Origin of the sequence: Paenibacillus sp. NPDC093718 (assembly GCF_050279985.1) — a bacterium.
Taxonomy (GTDB): Bacteria; Bacillota; Bacilli; order Paenibacillales; family Paenibacillaceae; genus Paenibacillus_AQ.
In genome coordinates, this window is the sequence record NZ_JBNNUS010000001.1 from 1,007,339 (window position 1) to 1,025,465 (window position 18,127).

At 51.3% G+C, this 18,127-nt stretch carries 15 protein-coding genes; 1 reads left to right on the forward strand and 14 read right to left on the reverse strand.

The window, feature by feature from the left end:
• Positions 1–27: 27 nt before the first annotated feature.
• The 9 genes from ACQKPA_RS04995 to ACQKPA_RS05035 form a co-directional block, all read right to left on the reverse strand.
• A complete protein-coding gene (locus ACQKPA_RS04995) occupies positions 28–1,878 on the reverse strand; it encodes an ABC transporter ATP-binding protein (protein WP_427489889.1) in 1,851 nt (616 codons plus the stop codon).
• On the reverse strand, positions 1,862–3,637 hold the full coding sequence (locus tag ACQKPA_RS05000) for an ABC transporter ATP-binding protein (protein ID WP_427489891.1): 1,776 nt from the start codon (positions 3,635–3,637) through the stop codon (positions 1,862–1,864). The genes ACQKPA_RS04995 and ACQKPA_RS05000 overlap by 17 nt, the downstream gene beginning before the upstream one ends.
• A 279-nt stretch (positions 3,638–3,916) precedes the next feature.
• Positions 3,917–5,974, reverse strand: coding sequence for a HelD family protein (locus tag ACQKPA_RS05005; protein ID WP_427489893.1), 2,058 nt, complete (start codon positions 5,972–5,974; stop codon positions 3,917–3,919).
• 203 nt (positions 5,975–6,177) lie between these two features.
• Positions 6,178–7,011, reverse strand: a complete 834-nt coding sequence (locus tag ACQKPA_RS05010; protein WP_427489895.1) for an ABC transporter permease — start codon at positions 7,009–7,011, stop codon at positions 6,178–6,180.
• Positions 7,008–7,178: a DUF4162 domain-containing protein gene (locus ACQKPA_RS05015; protein WP_427489897.1), complete on the reverse strand. Its 171-nt coding sequence runs from the start codon at positions 7,176–7,178 to the stop codon at positions 7,008–7,010. The genes ACQKPA_RS05010 and ACQKPA_RS05015 overlap by 4 nt, the downstream gene beginning before the upstream one ends.
• A 12-nt stretch (positions 7,179–7,190) precedes the next feature.
• Positions 7,191–7,964, reverse strand: coding sequence for an ATP-binding cassette domain-containing protein (locus ACQKPA_RS05020; RefSeq protein ID WP_427489899.1), 774 nt, complete (start codon positions 7,962–7,964; stop codon positions 7,191–7,193).
• A 61-nt stretch (positions 7,965–8,025) separates the two neighbouring features.
• Positions 8,026–8,844, reverse strand: a complete 819-nt coding sequence (locus ACQKPA_RS05025) for an NAD(P)H-binding protein (protein WP_427489901.1) — start codon at positions 8,842–8,844, stop codon at positions 8,026–8,028.
• 61 nt (positions 8,845–8,905) lie between these two features.
• Positions 8,906–9,796, reverse strand: coding sequence for a helix-turn-helix transcriptional regulator (locus ACQKPA_RS05030; RefSeq protein ID WP_427489903.1), 891 nt, complete (start codon positions 9,794–9,796; stop codon positions 8,906–8,908).
• Between the two features lie 259 nt (positions 9,797–10,055).
• A complete protein-coding gene (locus ACQKPA_RS05035) occupies positions 10,056–10,811 on the reverse strand; it encodes an MBL fold metallo-hydrolase (RefSeq protein ID WP_427489905.1) in 756 nt (251 codons plus the stop codon).
• A gap of 125 nt (positions 10,812–10,936) precedes the next feature.
• On the opposite strand from ACQKPA_RS05035, the gene ACQKPA_RS05040 reads away from it, so the two are divergent.
• A complete protein-coding gene (locus ACQKPA_RS05040) occupies positions 10,937–11,368 on the forward strand; it encodes an Lrp/AsnC family transcriptional regulator (RefSeq protein WP_427489907.1) in 432 nt (143 codons plus the stop codon).
• Positions 11,369–11,460: 92 nt separating this feature from the next.
• Here the strand turns inward: ACQKPA_RS05040 and ACQKPA_RS05045 are convergent, their stop codons facing one another.
• The 5 genes from ACQKPA_RS05045 to ACQKPA_RS05065 all read right to left on the reverse strand — a co-directional run bounded on the left by ACQKPA_RS05045 (position 11,461) and on the right by ACQKPA_RS05065 (position 18,064).
• Positions 11,461–12,732 (reverse strand): Gfo/Idh/MocA family protein, encoded by a 1,272-nt coding sequence (locus ACQKPA_RS05045; RefSeq protein ID WP_427489909.1) that lies wholly within the window; start codon positions 12,730–12,732, stop codon positions 11,461–11,463.
• Positions 12,733–12,766: 34 nt separating this feature from the next.
• A complete protein-coding gene (locus ACQKPA_RS05050) occupies positions 12,767–14,389 on the reverse strand; it encodes an extracellular solute-binding protein (RefSeq protein WP_427489911.1) in 1,623 nt (540 codons plus the stop codon).
• Positions 14,390–14,437: 48 nt separating this feature from the next.
• Entirely contained in the window at positions 14,438–15,322 is an 885-nt protein-coding gene (locus ACQKPA_RS05055; protein WP_113060632.1) for a carbohydrate ABC transporter permease, read from the reverse strand.
• Between the two features lie 19 nt (positions 15,323–15,341).
• A complete protein-coding gene (locus ACQKPA_RS05060) occupies positions 15,342–16,301 on the reverse strand; it encodes an ABC transporter permease (protein WP_427489913.1) in 960 nt (319 codons plus the stop codon).
• 725 nt (positions 16,302–17,026) lie between these two features.
• A complete protein-coding gene (locus ACQKPA_RS05065) occupies positions 17,027–18,064 on the reverse strand; it encodes a LacI family DNA-binding transcriptional regulator (protein WP_427489915.1) in 1,038 nt (345 codons plus the stop codon).
• Positions 18,065–18,127 lie beyond the last annotated feature (63 nt).

Here is an 18,127-nt window from a genome sequence, read left to right on the forward strand (position 1 = left end):
CCGTCCTCCGGCAAGAAATTAATGCGGCTATTTTGTACGATACAATGAACCGGCAGCCTCGTGCTCCTGCTTCTGTCCTTGGGAGTGAAGATACAGCTCTTCATAATACCCATGGGAGTTCAGCAGTTCCTGATGCGTGCCTTGCTCCACGATCCGGCCTTTGCTCATGACCAAAATCCGGTCCGCCCCCATGATCGTAGATAGGCGATGGGCAATGACAAGGGTCGTCCGCCCCTCGGCCACAAGTTGAAGGGCGTTCTGGATCAGCTGCTCCGTATGCGAATCCAGATTAGCGGTCGCTTCGTCTAGAATGAGAATCTTGGGCTGGAACACAATAATTCGGGCGAAGGAGATCAGCTGCCGTTCACCAGCGGACAACCCGCTGCCCCGCTCCGACAACCGGGTATCATAGCCTCCCCTCATCCTCATGATGATCGAATCCGCACCGATAAAGCGGCAAGCCTCGATCACCCGTTCCCTCGAGATGGTCTCGTCGAACAGCCGTACATTGTCCAGCACCGTCCCGGAGTAGAGATACGGCTCCTGCTGAACAAGGCCTACCAGCCGGTGCAGATCAGACTGTGCCAGCTCCCTGATGTCGATTCCATCAATTCGAATGCTTCCTTCATTTACATCATAGAAACGGCACAGGAGACTGATAAGCGAGCTTTTTCCCGCGCCGGTGGTACCGACAATCCCGATCATCTCTCCGGGGCTGATATGGAGATCCAGGTCCTGAATAACCGGGGCCCCGCCTTCGTAACCGAACGTGATCCGGTCAAAGTCAACGCGTCCCTCGACTCTTGCTTTCTCAATGGCTGCCGGCTTACGTTGATCGGTAACCTCAGGCTGAATCGCCAGGAGACCCCATATCCGATTGATCGCCACCGTCGCCGATTGCAGCGTATTCCACTGCTGGGTGATCGTGTTGATCGGCTGGAAAAATAAACGAATATACGTTATGAAGGCATACAGCACGCCGAACTCCAGCGTTGTCCCCAGGACGGCTTGTCCGCCGAGCCACGTCACGAACGCAATGGCCAAGTTGTTCAATATTTCGTAGGAGCGGTTAAACAGCACATTCGTCCGGATCTCCCGAATATTGGCCTTGAAGTAAGAGCCGTTCCGTTCCTCGAACTGCTTCTCCTGCTCCTTCTGCTGATGGAAAACTTGAATCAGGTTCATCCCTGATAGATTCTCGGCCACAAAAGCCACCAGCCGGGATAACCGCGTTCTGGCCATCTGATAGGTGTGGCGCATGTAACGCCGGAACGCAATGGCGATCCCCGCAATGATCGGCAGCAGGATCAAGCAGTATAAGGTCAGCGTGACATCGAGCTGGAACATCAAAACGAGAATGAAGATCAAGGTGAAGCCGTCGCGGAACAGGCTCAGCAGCACCTGGTTAAAAAATTGATTGATCGCTTCGGTATCACTGGATACATGCGTAATCAAGCTGCCGCTCGGCACTTTATCGAAATAGGACATCGACAGCTTGGATATATGAGCAAACAGCCGTTTGCGAATACTCGCAACAATGCTCTGCCCCGCCTTTTGCAGCAAATTATTTTGCAAATAGGTGAACACCATGCTGAGCAGCGATAACAAAAAATAGATAGCGCATATGAGCATCAGGCCCCGAAAATCGTTCTTGCCAACCATCAGATTATCATCGATTGCGATTTTCATCAGGTACGGCTGCAGCAGCTCTGCCGAGATGGCAATCAAGGTGCAGCCGATAAACCCGGCAAAGATCAGCCGGTATTCCTTCATGTAACCCGATAAAGCACGGAATGTGGAAATATACTTGGGCTTGGACTGAGGGGCATTCAGATCCGCCTTTTGGTCCAGCTGCCAATTGTTAATGGCCTGTGCCATGAAACTTCATCCCCTCTTCCTGAATGTCATGCAGCGTCCGGTACAGTCCGTCCTTTGACAGCAGTTCTTCATGCGTACCCCGCTGAACCATCTCTCCCTGATCCAGGACGATGATCTCATCGGCATGTTTCAATGCACTGATCCGGTGGGCAATAATGATCGTAGTCTTCCCAGCGCGGATATCCCGAATCGTCTCCATGATTTCCGTCTCCGTCACCGCGTCGACAGCGCTTACGCTGTCATCCAGAATGAGGATAGGTGCATCCTTGATTATTCCTCGTGCAAGGCTGGTCCGCTGCCGCTGTCCTCCGGACAGCGTAATGCCGCGCTCCCCAAGGCGGGTTTCGAACTTGTCCGGAAACTCCACGATGTTGTCGTAGACCCGTGCTTTTCGTGCCGCTTCTTCAACGATTGCTGGCTCCGTGTCCCGTTTATAGAAGGCAATATTTTCGCGGATGGTCGAGCTGAACAGGAAGCCGTCCTGGGGAACATAGGCGATCCCTTCGCGCAGGCTTTTTAATGTAAGCTTCCGAATATCCTCTCCCCCGATCAGCACTTTCCCTGGAGGCGGGTCATAGGTACGCAGCAGCAGCTTCATAAGCGTGGTCTTGCCGCTTCCCGTTCGGCCAATGATGCCTAGCGTCGATCCGGGCGGAACATCCAATTGAATGCCGCGCAGAACCTGTCTGGCCCCCTCCTCTTGACCAACCGCATCCTCGTAAGAGAAGGATAAATCACGCACTTCAATGCCTGGGATCTCCTGATTCAGCTCCTTGGCGCCAGGCAGTTCCTTAATGTCGGCCTGCTTGCCAAGCAGGTCGTTTAATCGGTCAAGCGAAGCCCTCGCACGCTGAACGACATTGATGACATTGCCGATCTGCTGCAGCGGATTCATTAGCATACGAATGTAAAGCGTCAATGCGACAAAGTTTCCGACCGTAATCCGTCCCAGAATGGTCAGGTAACCGCCGAATAAGAGGGCGATAATGAGTGAGGTGGCGCCCAGAAACGGAATGATCGATTGAAAGAGCGATGATACGCGTACCAGCCGCAGCTGCTTGTCCCGGATGCGGTCCACCGTCGTCCCAAAACGCCGCTTCATCGTGTCTTCCACCGCGAACTTCTTGGTGACACGGATCCCGCCAAACTGCTCCTCCGCCGATTCCGTCATCACACCCAGCGCTTCCTGTACCTGTAGTGACCTTCTTCTGATAATCGGTCCGAGCCAAACGACAATAACCGGAATGAGCAGCAAAGGCGCGATGCTCGCAGCCACCAGATACAGCGGTACGTTCGTGATCAGCAGCATGACGATTGTGGAGACCAGCAGAATGGAGGAGTTTGCCGTCTGATTGATCCCCATTGAGATCGCTTCCCTTACCGTCGTCACATCATTCATGAAATAACTTAGCAGCTTGCCAACGCCATTCTTGGAATAAAATCGCTCACTGAGCCCCGTAAAATGGACAAACAATCGGCGGCGGTTCATAAATTCGAAATACCGCCCCGTGTACATCACCAGAAACTGACCGATCCCGCCGATGACGGCGAAACCGACACCGATACCCAGCAGCGTCCAGCTGTACTGTACGATACCGTCGACAGACAATAAACCATCCTTCAGTTCATCCGTAAAATGGCCCAGCACCCTTGGGAAGTTCACGTGGATGATGTTAGCAACCAAATGGCAGCAAACCGACAATACATAAAACGGCCACGTCTTCCTGAAAAAATCTCCAAGTATTCGATGAGAGTCCAATGTCCCATATCACTTCCTGTCCCGTTATTGGATTGATTAGCCCGTTACGTTCCTCCTTCCATACGTTTGCTGTGATACTCCCATATTAATAGGTTCTAGAAATAAATCAGTCCTCCTTCCCGAACGGCCATACGATTTATACAAATTCAGACATACTGAGTAACAGCAGCCGATATAGATTCAATCCAATCATCTAAAGAAAAAAGCCGCAACCACCCGTCGCGACTTTTTTAAAAGGTGTTCCTATGGATTGCGCTATCCTCCATTTTCGGCTCACGCTCACACCGCCAACCAAGGTGCCGGCTCGCCCGAATAGGTTAGCGAAAGCTTATGCATGGCCCGGGTACAAGCAATATAGAGTAAGCTTCGATCCATCTCCGAACGATAGTTATCGGCGTCCGCAAAAGGAACGATAACCTGATCGAATTCCAGACCTTTGGCCATATGGGCGAAGGTGATCGTAATTCCCTCCTCAAAGCGTTCACTGCTAAAGTCGAGCAGATTCACGCTGCCCTGAAGCCCCCTGATGGACTCATACACCTGCCGGGCCTGTGAAGACGTTTTGCATATGATCCCCATCGTCTGCAGCCCGGAATCTAAAAAGTGACGGCTAAGCTCTTGAATGAACTCCAGCTCCTCCCGGATGTCACGATACCGGATCACCTGCGGTTCTTCCCCATGCCGCTCAACGGGAATCATGGTGCTGCCCGGATGGATTCGCTTCGCGAGTGCCATAATCTCCAGCGTGGAACGATAGCTTTTTAACAGCTCAATCGTATCGGCATGCGGAAATACGCTCTTGATATCATGCAGTGAAGTGGACGTATATACGTTGACCGACTGGTTGCTGTCCCCAAGTATCGTTTTTTTGCACGAAAACCATTTCGATAGCACGACGTATTGAATCGGTGTATAATCCTGCATTTCATCGACCAGCAGATGCTTCACCATATCGTATGACGTGCTTCCCTCCAAATGCATTTTAAGATACAGCAGCGGAAAAACGTCCGCATACTCGATCGTTTTCCTTCCGTTCATGACAAACATGTCCGGTTTGTTCCTATATGAGAAAAATTCCTTGTACATGCTGAGCGCATTTTGAAATTTGAACATGTTCTTGATCGCGGTTTTGACTTTTTTGGCTTCTGCCGCAGTCAGTCTCTCTCCATCCTCTGTACGAACCCGGCCTGACAGGATGGAAGCCGTCTTCTCCAATCGCTGCCTGATCGGCGTGATCATGGTGCCAAGATAACAGTCCCTGATCTCCGAAGCCGGAATACATACGTCTTTCAGCTGAATATCCGCAGCCAGGAAGAAATGCTCATCAGCATATTTCATATAAGCCTCCAGCTCATGTACGAAGTGCATGCTGGCCTTATACCGGATCCGTTCAATGCCCTGTTCGTCATCGGCGCTCACGATTTCGTTCACCTGTTCGAAGAAGGTCTGAAACTGACATAATCCCCCCAGCTCTTTGGCAGCAAGCTCCTCCATCGTAACCTCCATGATTTTCTCTTCCCCAAGCTCTGGCAGAACGTTGGATATATAATCAGAGAAAACTTTATGGGGGGATATAATGAGCACGTTGCTGGAAGTCAAAGTCTCCTTATGGCGGTACAACAGAAAAGCTACCCTGTGCAGAGCCACCGAGGTTTTGCCTGAACCTGCCGCCCCCTGTATGATCAGCTCATTCGCGGTTTCGTTTCGTATGATGGCATTTTGCTCCTGTTGAATGGTAGCCACAATATTCTTCATCTTCTCGTCTGACGTGCTGCTGAGCTCCTTCTGCAGTACGTCGTCATTGATGTTCATGGAGCTCTCAATCATATATTCCATTTGACCGTCTTTGATTTTGTACTGCCTCTTAACGGTAATTTCGCCTTGCATCCTGCCCATGGGCGCTTCATACGACGCAGGACCGACATTGTAATCATAGAACAAGCTTGCTACCGGCGAGCGCCAATCATAAATCAGATGCTCCTGACTCTCCGAATTCGTAAAGGAATGGATGCCAATATAGTAGGCACCCTCTTCTTCCGGTTCATTCGAACGGAAATCCACCCTGCCAAAATACGGCGACGTGAGTAGTTTGCGCATCTTCTGCAGCCTGGCCGCCTTCTTCTCACCCGTATCAATGGACAAGGAAATATCAACCCGGTTGGCCGCCCGTTCCGCCGCATCCAATTGGGCCATGTTGACCCACAGGTACTTCTTCGCTTCAATGATCTCCTTATACGATTCGGACACCTTACCCTCTAATTCCTCCGACGCTTGATGAAGCTCCTTTAATACAAACTCAAGATATTCCCGCTCTGCGCTTTCGCTTCGATTCAGCATTCGTAAATTCCCCCTCTTTGCTAAAGAATAGCTTTAAGTATAGGGGTTTCCCGAAAAAAATATAGACTTATACTTTCCGTTGTAGTATTGTGTATTTATCGTGGGTCCAAAAATAGTGATACGATTTACATAGACCATAGAATGACATACCATAGATAAAAACCAGGCCGCATGCTCATGCAAGCCTGGTTTTTTTGTGCCTCTTACCGCTCGTTATTTGTCTGATACAAATACAGCGTAAGCGGGGCGAAAATAGCGATAATCACCACACAGACCCCGATTCCGATCATGATCACGGCCATGGTTGCCGTGCCGTTCATCAGTCCCCTGACCGTGGCTGCCGCCATGCTGATCGGATTCAGATCGATGAGAATGCCCGTCCATTTCGGCATCGTCGACGAATCCACCAGAATGTTGCTGGCGAACAGCAGCGGGTATATCGCGATCATGCTCGACCCCGATACCGTCTCCGGCCGCTTGGCGACGACGCCGATCAGCGCAAATATCCAGCTGACGCTGAATGCAAAAAGCAAAATGAAAGCAATGGCGCATACCATTTGGATGGCGCTGCCCTCGGGGCGGAAGCCCAGCGCAAGCCCCGTACCCATGGCAACGATAACGCCGACCGTATAACGCAAACCATCCCTGAGGATGGAACCGATGACGGAGGCGGGCTGCCAAAAGGGCAGCGTTCGGAATCGATTGTACACCCCTTTGGTAATATCCGAGCATACCGTGGTTCCGCTATACACCGTCATGGGCACGACCGTCAGCATCAGAATGCCGGGCAATAGGAATTGAATATAAGCTCCGGTTGACCCGGCCATGGCGCCGCCGAACAAGTAACTAAATATGAGCAGCAACAGAACCGGCGAAAGAACCGCGTCCATCACCAGACCAAACCCGTTATGCTTCGTATGCTGCCAAGTTCTCCACATAAAGATTCGGATCGCCGTCAGGGCATTGGGAGGATCGGTATCGGCTTGGCGAACAGGCAGCACGCTGTCCTTATTCACTGTATGTTGGCTTACATTCATGGAGTCCCTCTGCCTCCCTTCGACTTCGCATGGGTCAGTGACAGAAAGACCTCATCCAGACTCGGCTCGCTTAAGTCGAAATATTCAATGGCGAATCCGTTCTTCATTAGCGTACGAAGAGCCTCATTGGCAGCACTTGCATCCTCCACCGGGATCTTATGTACCAACGGATGTTCATCCTACATTACGTTCAGCGCGTGTGTCTCGTTTAACAAAGTACCGAGCTTGCGCTGATCGGCCGGTTCGATGAATTGGATGGTTAACGTTCTGTTGCCAACGGAAGCCTTCAATTGCCGGGGTGTTCCTTCCGCAATCAAACTCCCCTTATCCATCACGGCTATCCGGTCCGCCAGCTGGTCAGCTTCTTCCAGATATTGCGTCGTCAGCAGCACAGTGGTTCCCCGCTTCAAGAGCGACCTTACAACCTCCCACACTTGATTGCGGCTTTGCGGATCGAGGCCTGTTGTCGGCTCATCCAGAAAAATAACATCAGGCTCGGTAACGATACTGGCGGCAATATCCAGCCGCCTCCGCATCCCGCCAGAGTAATGCTGTACCGCGCGGTCCTTTGCTTCGCCGAGTCCAAAGGATTCGATCAGCTCCTCGCTTACGGATCGAGCCATTTTCGCCGAATAACCGTAAAGCCTTGAAATCAACATTAAATTCTGAAGACCGGAGAGTCCCTCATCCAGTGCTGCAAACTGGCCTGTCAGGCTAATCTTTCTCCGAACGTGCCGGGCATTGCTTACGACATCATACCCGGCTACGCATGCGAATCCCCCATCCGGCTTAACCAGGGTGGATAACATATGAATGGTGGTTGTTTTTCCGGCGCCGTTCGGGCCTAACAAGGCAAACAGCTCTCCTTGTTCGACTCGCAGATCGATTCCTCGAACGACCTCCATGCCGTTGTAAGATTTCCGAAGCTCCTTCGTTTCAATGGCGTAAGGCAAGTTTCACAGCTCCTCCTCTTCCTATAAAAATCAGCCTTTAGAATGTCATGCTGGCTTACTCTTAAAAATCGTCCAGATGATCACGGACCCAATCAGCAAGCGTGGCTGCCGGCCGCCCCGTGACTTCCTCCACCGTCGGCAATACCGTATAACCGATCTCGGGCGGATTTTTTCCCATTAGCACAAAAAACTCAATCGATTCCTCGTCATAGCCTTGCTCTCTCCATTGATCTCTCGCCTGTTCCTCGGTCAGTTCGATAAAACGGATGTCCTTGCCTGTTACCTCGCTTATGATCCGAACCGCTTCCGTTCGCGAGAGGGCTTCCGGTCCCGTAAGGAAATATTCTTGTCCATGGTGACCTCCCTCAAGAAGTGCGGCGACGGCAACCCGTGCGATATCGGCTTCATGGATTCTCGCGCTCAGCGCATGGCCGAACGGCTCGCGGACGACTCCCTCAATGCGGATCGATTCCTGCCAATCGGCCAAAATATTCGCCATAAATTCGCCGGGCTTGAGCAGGGTCCATTCCATCCCGCTCTCTCGAAGGGCAGCTTCGACGGGACCTTCTTCATAGCCCACCAATACCGTTACCCGCTTGACGCCTGCCTTCTCGGCAAGCTCGATAATCCTCGGATCCGTCTGAAGGGTTCCGTAAGCCTCATCGCTGGAAATGATCAGATGCATCGCCGTCACGCCTTGCAGGGCGGGGATCAGGCTATCCGGGTCATTGAGATTCCCGGCAACCACCTGGACGCCCTCCGGCAGAATCGCTTGCTGCGGATTGCGTGAGATTGCCCTCACTTCGCTTCCTTGCAGCACAAGCTGCTGCACAATGTGTTTTCCAACGGTTCCTGTAGCGCCTGTTACCAAAATGGTCATATGAAACTTCCTCCTCAAGTTCTGATCTAACGGTTCATGTTCATTCATTGTTCATGGTCCATCATTCATAATGTTTACGTATTTCTTCCAGCTCCTGCAGCAGATCTTCTTTCAGTTCCGGCGGGGAGATGATCTCCACCTTTGAACCGTAGCTTAAGATCACCGAGATGGCATAAGCTTTGGTATAGAACACCGTTCGGACATCGAGAAGTCCCTCGCCGGAGATGAAGGCCTCCGGAAATTGCTCGGTCACCCGCGGTCCGGCGGATGAATCGAAACGGAGATGAGCCTGTATGCCCTGCACCGCCTCCTGATCCTCCCGCCCCAGGTTTCCTCTTGGGAGGAACGTGTCGGTGGATATTTCAAGACTGGATATGCGCGATACTCTGAAGATTCGTTTCCCCTGCTTTAACAAGCAGTAGGCCTCCAAATACCACACGCCTTGTTCCCAGTACAGCTGCAGCGGCTCCACTTGCCGCTCCGAACAGCTGCCGGATGTACTCGTATAGTGAAGGGTCATCAGGTTCGAGCGTTCAATGGCATTTAGAATGGGCCGTACCCATGCCCGCTCATGCTCCGACGTGCTCATATCGAATAGGATTTGTTCATGACATCCTCCGTTCAACAGGGCAGGCTGCAGGGTTCCGAGCTTATTCATGATGGATGTGTATCTCCCCTTCACAGTCCCTTCGATGCCCTTCAAAAGATTGTAGATCGCCAAAAAGTCCTCAACAGAGAAGTGCTGCCTCGTCAGATATAACCCGCCCATCAATTCAAACCCGCCATCCGCACCGGGATAGGAAGCAACCGGAATGCCGGCCTGATTAATGAGGTCCACATCGCGGTAGATCGTTCGAACCGAGACCTCATACCGGGCGGCAAGGGCCGTGGCCGCCACTCTTTTTTTGGTCAATAATTCCATCGTAATGCCTAGCAGCCGGTCGAGTTTCATCGTTAACACTCCTCGCGTTTCGTACTTTTTGACTGCTGAATCGAATGATAAAACATGAATCCTGACATCTAGTATGTCAGGATTACATATCGTTCCTGGATTATTTTTAATGAAAAGCAGCAGATGAGGCGGGACAACAAAAAAGCTCCGCATCACGGAGCTTCCTGCACAGATTATATCATGTTCAGACTATCCCATTACTACAGAAACCAACGGATGACAGCCTGCCTTACCCGCTGCTGTGCCGAGCTGTTGCGTATTACGCTTTCCATTCGACCCATTCGCCGTCCTGCGGAATTTCGATTTGATCGCGCAGACCTTCCGCTGCCAGACGACCGGACAGTTCCGCTCTTGTCACAAGGCAGTGGTTGATGGCTTCCATATGGACTGCAACCGCCTTCGTATAGGGTGCATACCGAAGCAGTTCAATCACTTCGCTCTCATCCATGATGATCGGGTCCCCCGTGAGAAACCGGGCGCCGCCGGCGTTGACAACCGTCATCTCGGGTTTGTGTGCATCCAATGCTTCTTTCACTTCATCGCACCAGATCGTGTCGCCTGCTATATAGAGCGTCGGGTGGCCTTCTGCCTTTAAAATAAAGCCGGATACCTGTCCCATCATCTGGCCGATCTCACCCGTGCCGTGATGACCGCCTGTTCGGATTATCGTAACCCCCTCATATTCCAGGGTTTCCTGGACTGCCGTCACGGAAGTAAAGCCCTGGGATGCCAAGGTATCCTCGTCCCCAGGTTGACAAAGGATCGGTGTCGCCTTGGGTAGTGCATCCACAGCAGGTTGATCCCAGTGATCCGGATGCAGATGCGTAACCAGCACCACATCGGGATGGAGCTGCCCAGCTGAGAACGGCAGCGGTACAAGCGGATTCCGTCTGTCATTCGCGGTGTTGATGACCGGCGGGTTCGCCTTGGCATCGCTAAACATCGGATCGACCAGCAGTTCAAGATGGGCGTACTGTATTCTTAACGTAGCATTACGTATAAGCTGAAGTTTCACTTTCATTTCCCCTTTGTTTCATTTAATATGGTTCTGAATCAATTATAGGGAACGCCGGATTCTTTCGCCTACAGCTTCGTGAAAGGAAATAGGGGAACTCACTTTCATCGTGAAAGGAAATGACTATGCCAAGCGTTCATGAATTCGACGAAGTCGATCTTCGCATATTACATCACCTGCTGGAGGATGCAAGCCTGTCTCACAAAGCCATCGGACAGCGGGTGCACTTGACAGGTCAAGCTGTCGGAGCCCGTGTTCGTAAGCTGCAGGATCTGGGTGTCATTGAAGGCTTTACGCTTCGTTGGAACCCGGACAAAATCGGTCTGACCGTACATGCTTTTATCACCATGTTCTTGGCGTTAAATACGGCTCATTCTCCCTTCTTGTCCTTTGTTCAGTCCCACGACATGGTCGCCGAAACCCACCGCGTCAGCGGTGAGGGCTGTTATTGGCTCAGGGTACGGGCGGGCTCGCCCAAGGAATTGAATGATTTTCTAGAAGAGCTTCTGAAGTACGGGAATTATAAAGTCAGCCTGTCCATTGATCAGGTGAAATAAACAAGAAGAAGCCGCGGATCCTCGAGATCGGCGGTTTCTTCTTGTTTGTCTATTATGAATTTTTCATATGATGTATTTTTAATATAATTCCATTATTTCACCGCGTTTTCTTCCGCCATCAATTCCCGCGCATATTCGTTCAAATTGATGGATTGGCCGTGATTCAGCCTCGATTTCTCCGCTGCGAACGCAATCAGATGGCTCCGCACGGAGGCACTGGCCGACGTCAGGCTCTCCTGCCCGTTATAACTCCGAACCTCCTTCAGGAAGCTCGCCACAATTCCACTGTCGCCCCCGCCATGTCCGCTGGACTGCGAAGGAATCGTAATCTCCGTTTTCTGTCCGGTCAGGAAATCGTAAACCGTAATCTTACCTTCCTCTCCCCGAAGCTCGCCGCGGGTGCCCATAATCTGAATTCTGCGCTCCTGTTCATACGTAAACCCGCACATGCTGAACATCGCGGTGGCGCCGCCCTCAAACTCCATGTTGACGACCTGATGATCGACCACATTGTTATCGCTCCGATATACGCAGCGGCCATAGTCCGTATCGCGAAGCCCCTGAATGATGTTCGGCTTGGTCAGCTCCTGGGTGAAATGCCCCGCCCATCCCTTGTACTGATCGCTCAAGTAAAACCGGGGGGCCGAATATGGACAGGTCGCTTCTACCTGGCAATCGAGGCAGCGGTCGGCCGAACCTTCGGGGGCCTGCTCCTCCCGGAAATGCATCAGGGAGCCAAACGAAGTGACCTGCGTGCACGGCCGGTCCATCAGCCACGACAGCACATCCATGTCATGACAGGATTTGGCCAGTATCATCGGGCTGGCCTTGTCGGAATGATTCCAGTTCCCCCGCACAAAGCTGTGCGCGATATGCCAGTACCCCACATTCTCGTTCAGCTGGATCGAAGCCACCTCACCGATGGACCCTTCCTGAAGCACGCGTTTGATGGTACTCCAAAAAGGGGTATATCTCAGAACATGGCATATGGTCAGCAGCCTGTTGTTGCGAATGGCCGCCTGCTCCATCTCAAGACACTCCTTCGGTTCCGGAGACATCGGTTTCTCCAGAAGCACATGATACTGTTTCTCCAGCGCTTGCATGGTTGGGCCATAATGCATGCGATCCTGCGTGCAAATAACGGCGATATCGGCAAGCCGGGGCTCCGCCAGCAGCGGCTCCCAGGTTTCATAACACTGTTCCGGCGGAATTCCAAACCTCTCGGCAAATCGGATGCGCCGCGCCGGATCGGCCTCGGCCACGGCCACGAAGGTCAACTCATGCGGGTAATCCAGGGCATAGGGGGCATAACCCCCGGCGCCGCGCGCGCCGGCCCCGATCAATATGGCTTTCAATTGTGTCATAACATGTCGCTCCTTTTAGGTTCTGTACACGTGTTTATTTGGTATATCGATCTGCCGCAGACTGGTAAATGGCCTGATAGCGCTCCGAGCCCATTTTTTGCAGGTTAGCTACATATTGGTCCCAGTTATCAAAGGACTCGTTGCCAGCTATGAATTTATCCCGCATCTCATCCACGTAAGTGTGAATGTCGGTTTGGATACCGGTAAGCTCGGACTGCTCATCGGCCGTAAAGTTAAACGGCGGCCAGACCTTGTCTTGAGGGATGACGTACGGCTCGGCTTTTTTTGCGTTCTCTACAGAAGTCGGCAGGCCTTCCGCTCCCTTGAAATACTTCTGGGTCACGAAGCCCGGATAATATCCGCCGGGCCATATCAGATACTGCCCTACCGCCTGGTCCAGATTGAGACCTTCCGGATTGTTCTTGATCTCGTCCACGTAATCCACATTGCCTTCTGCATCTTCCTTATACGTTTCGTCTTTCCAGCCCATGAAGAACATGCGAATGCCCTCGTCGCTGTAGAAGTAATCCATCCAGCGGATCAGCGCGGCCGGATTCTTCGCTTTATCGGTCAAGACAAACATCCCGATGTTCCCCAGCGGAGAGCCCGTGGCGCTGAACATCTGATCGCCGTGCGGCCCCTTCAAAACCGGCAGTCCTACATAACCCTCCTGGTTGTAGATGGCGACCGGATCGACGTTATCAACAACGCCGAGAAGGCCTTCAACGCCTTTGGCGTCCACCTCCGTGCTCTTCACGGACATGATATCCTGCTCCAGCAGGCCGTCCTTGTACAGCTTGTTCACGAACTGAAGCAGTTCCTTGTACCTTGGATCCGTCGGAATGAACCGGACCTTTCCGCTCGCCGGATCGGTATCCACGTTAATGTTCGAAGTTCCGTGATAATTGAGGCCGAACGAGCCGCGCAAATAGTTGACGATGCCGGCAGTCCCCACGCCGCCCCAGGCATATTCATCCTTCTGGCCGTTGCCGTTCGGATCCTTCTCTTTGAACGCCTTCAACATATCGTAGAATTCATCCAGCGTCTGCGGCTCTTGAAGGCCAAGCTTGGTCAGCCACTCCGACTTCACCCACGGCGTTCCGTACAGCACGGACCGGAATTCCGGATCGTACAGCGTCGGCAGCCCGTAAATGTTGCCGTCCGGCATCGTAATCCCCTTCTCGATGACCGGATACTTCTCCATCAACGCTTTGAAATTCGGCGCGTATTGATCAATCAGGTCATTCAGCGGAATAAAAGCGCCCTGCTTGCCGTATTTCAGCAAATCTGCCCTCGGGAATGCGGATGCATAGAACATTTCCGGATAATCGCCGCCGGCCAGGAGCAAGTTTCGTTTTTCCGCCAAATTGTCTTTGTGCACCGTGTCCCACTGCACCTGAATATTGGTCATTTTCTCATATTCCTGCCACAGCTTGATGTTGTTCCAGTCGGCGTTGGCAAAGAACTTTCCGGCAAAACCGGTCACTGTCATCTTGTCGTCGACAATAGGAAACCCCGTTTCATTTATCGCGGATTTCCCTTCACTCGAAGGGTCCGATTGAGCCGTTCCTCCCGAGCCTTTCGAGCTGCAGCCCACCGCCAGCGATACCGACAACATGCAGGTCAACAGAAGACTTCCCCATTGCTTCAGCTTCATCCGTAATCCTCCCCTTTTCATGTTCCATCCATATTTCCATGCAAGGAATTATCCTTTGATGGCCCCAATCATCACGCCTTTGACAAAATATCGCTGCAGGAACGGATAGAGGGCCAGCACCGGAATATTCGCTACGACCAGCACCGCGTACTTAATGCCCTCCACTTCCCTCTGCTGCTTGATCGCCGATTCGGTCGACATTTTGACCATATCGTTCGTTTGTCCCTGAATCAGAATTTCGCGCAGGATGAGCTGCAGCGGAAATTTATCTTTATCCGATAAATACAGAAGTGCATTGAAGAACGCATTCCAATGACCGACCGCATAGAACAAAATGGTCACCGCGATAATCGGCATGGACAGCGGCAGTATAATCCGTGTCAAGATTTTAATGTTCGAGCATCCATCGATCGTCGCGGCCTCCTGCAGCTCGCCGGGTATGGACTGCTGAAAGAAGGTGCGCATAATGATGATGTTCCAGATAGATACGGCATTCGGGATAATCATGACCCAGAGCGTATTCAGCATACCGAGGTTCTTGATCAGCAAATACGTCGGAATGAGTCCTCCGCTGAAAAACATCGTGAAGACCAGCAGTGCCATGATCGCATTTCGCCCGACAAAATCCTTCCGGGACAGCGGATAGGCGGCAAGGATGGTCATCGTGAGATTAATGAACGTGCCGAGCGACGTATACACCAGCGTGTTGGTAAAGCCGCTGATGATATCCTTGTTCTGAAAAATTTTTACATAGGAATTCAAGTTGACTCCCTTGGGCCACAGCAGCATCTCGCCCCTCAGAACCGCCTGCGGGTCGCTAAACGATGCGCTGAGCACAAAGACCAGCGGGTACATGACAATGATGGTAACCAGGATCAGAATCGTATAGTTGATAACATTAAAAATGCGGTCCCCTCTGGTTTCGATTTGCATGGTTCTTTCACTCCCCTCTTTACCAAAGACTGGTCTCGCTCACGCGCTTCGAAACAAAGTTCACGACAACCAGCAGGACAAAATTGATGACGGAATTAAACAATCCGATGGCTGCGGAGAAACTGTACTCGGCATTCTGGATCCCCATTCGGTAGACATAGGTGGCAATAATGTCGGAGCTTTCCATATTCAGGTTGTTTTGCATCAGGAGCACCTTCTCAAACCCGATGCCCATAATGCTGCCCATGTTCAGGATCAAGAGAATGATGATCGTTGGCATAATGCCCGGGATGTTAATATGCCATATGCGCTGAAGCCTGGTCGCACCATCGACGCGCGCTGCTTCGTGCAGCTGGTTGTCAATGCCGGCAAGGGCAGCCAAATAAATAATGGAGCTCCAGCCCATGGCCTGCCATACATCCGACAGAACGTAAAGAGACTTAAACCAAGAGGGCTCGGTCATGAAATTAATCGGCTGGCCGCCGAACATTTCAATAAAATGATTGATGATGCCGTAACGGGGCGACAGGAAAATCATCATCATCCCGACAACGACCACGGTAGAGAGAAAGTGAGGCGCATATGTGATGGTCTGCACGAATTTCTTGAAACGTTCAGCCCGAACCTCGTTCATGAGCAAAGCCAGAATAATCGGGATCGGAAAACCGACAGCAAGACTGTATAATCCGATGCCCAGCGTATTCTTGATCAGGCGCCAGAAATAATAACTGTTGAAAAAGCGATCAAAGTGCTCAAAGCCGACCCACGGACTGCCCCATATCCCCTGCGTTGCTATAAAATCCTTAAAGGCGATCTGGATGCCGTACATCGGAACATACTGGAACAGGATGTAATAGGCGATGACCGGTGAAATCAGGGCATAAAGCTGCCAATTGCGTAAGACGCGATTCCACAGTAAGCGCTTACGTTTTGTTTCGGGTACCGCGGTTGCTGCGGAGTGCAGGGGCGTATTAGCCAATGAGCATCACCTCGTATGTATGGGATTGGGTTAACCTCGTTTCACCAGCAAAGCGATTTTGACATGCCATCAAATCATGGGTATCCGCTCATCAGCGGATCAGTTCCATTTCACATGAATGGCACTTGGAAAGTACTCGTTTATGATTTCCCTCCTTTTCTCTGCAATCCGTCATATGACTAATCCACCACCGCCTCAAGCTATCCGTTTGTCGGATACGGTTATTCTAACGCACAATATGTTAGGTATAGTAACGCCAAATCGTTTTATAAATAAGACCCGAGCAGGTCGGGTGTTATTTCATTTTCTTGGATTTATTTTGGATAATTTTTGGATAAATTCGGATTGAATTTGGATCAATATTGGTACATGAAAGGCACCATGCGAAGGGCCGCATTCATGAACCGGAGGAATTAACCCTATTATTAAAACCTTTATATTAAAGGAATGAAAACGTAATCAATGACTAGAGTGAAGTTGTGCGAAGAATCGTTCAGCAGTTACCAAGACCAAAAATATCATTCCAAACATTTCGTTGATTTTCACTCATAATAATATAGCGATTTGGCATTGTCAAATGATTTTTTGGACTGTTTTGGCACAATAACCTCGATGTTGGATAAAAAACCACAAAAAACAGCTATCGGATTTCAAGCCGATAGCTGTTCGATGCTCTTTATTTCATATTTTATGTTAACTAGTCATACATGACGCGTTAGTTAAATTTATGTTCTGATGAAACTTGAAGACTCCCGAACAATCAATGAGCATGGCAGCAATATTTTGGTTGCCACCTTGAAATGCCCGTCCAAATAATCCACGATCGATTTGGCGGCTACCCTGCCGATTTCGTATTTCGGCACGGAAACAGAGCTTAACGGGGGCGTTGTATACTGGGCCACATCAATGTTATCCATCCCCACGATCGCGATATCTTCCGGGATCCTGCCTTGATTCTCGACAACGGCACGCATCGCCGGAATGGCAAGCATGTCGCTGGCACAAAAAACAGCCGTTGGCCATTGATCTTTGGGAAGGCCTCCGAGCAGCTCGGACAGCTTGCTGAAGCTTCGATCCACATTCCATCCGGTATTCATCAGCCACTCCTCGCGCACCTCTAGGTTGGCTTCCAGCATGGCGAATTTATAGCCGACATACCGTTCTTCGCTCTCCATCTGCTTGGAATATGCAGGCCCCCCGATATAAGCGATTCGCGTGTGTCCCTGGTCAATCAGGTGGCGTACGGCTGCCCTCGCGGATGAAATCCGGTCACAGTCTACAACCGGCACGGTCAGCCGCTCATCATTCAAACTCACACCCATGATGGCAACCCCGGCCTGCTGTATCAGTTCAAACAGCTCCTTGTCGTACCAGCTGACGGCTACAATCCCCTGAGCTCCTGTCTCCCTCAGCATGAGGCGTATTTTGTCCGCATCAGCGATTTCCTCGCATGTACGAACGATTGCCGGGGGCTGTCCGAGCTCCTCCATTTTTTTATGGAAACCGGCAAGAACCGTTGAGAAATACGGGTGGTCGTCCATCAGGTTTTGGGGAACGACGCAGACAACCCGCTTATCGGCGATACCGTTATCATGAACCCTTTTGGATGACTCAGGCAGTTTATAACCAAGATCAAGCGCCGCTTGCCGGATTTTCTGCTTGGTATCCTCGCTGACCGGACGGCTTGCATCATTGCTAATGGCCCGCGAAACCGTAGATATGGATACCCCGACTCGCTCGGCGATATCTTTAAGCTTAGCCAATCGCATCTCCTCCTTCGCAAAATTTGGAACCAAATTTTCCGCCATCCATTGATCATAGCATAA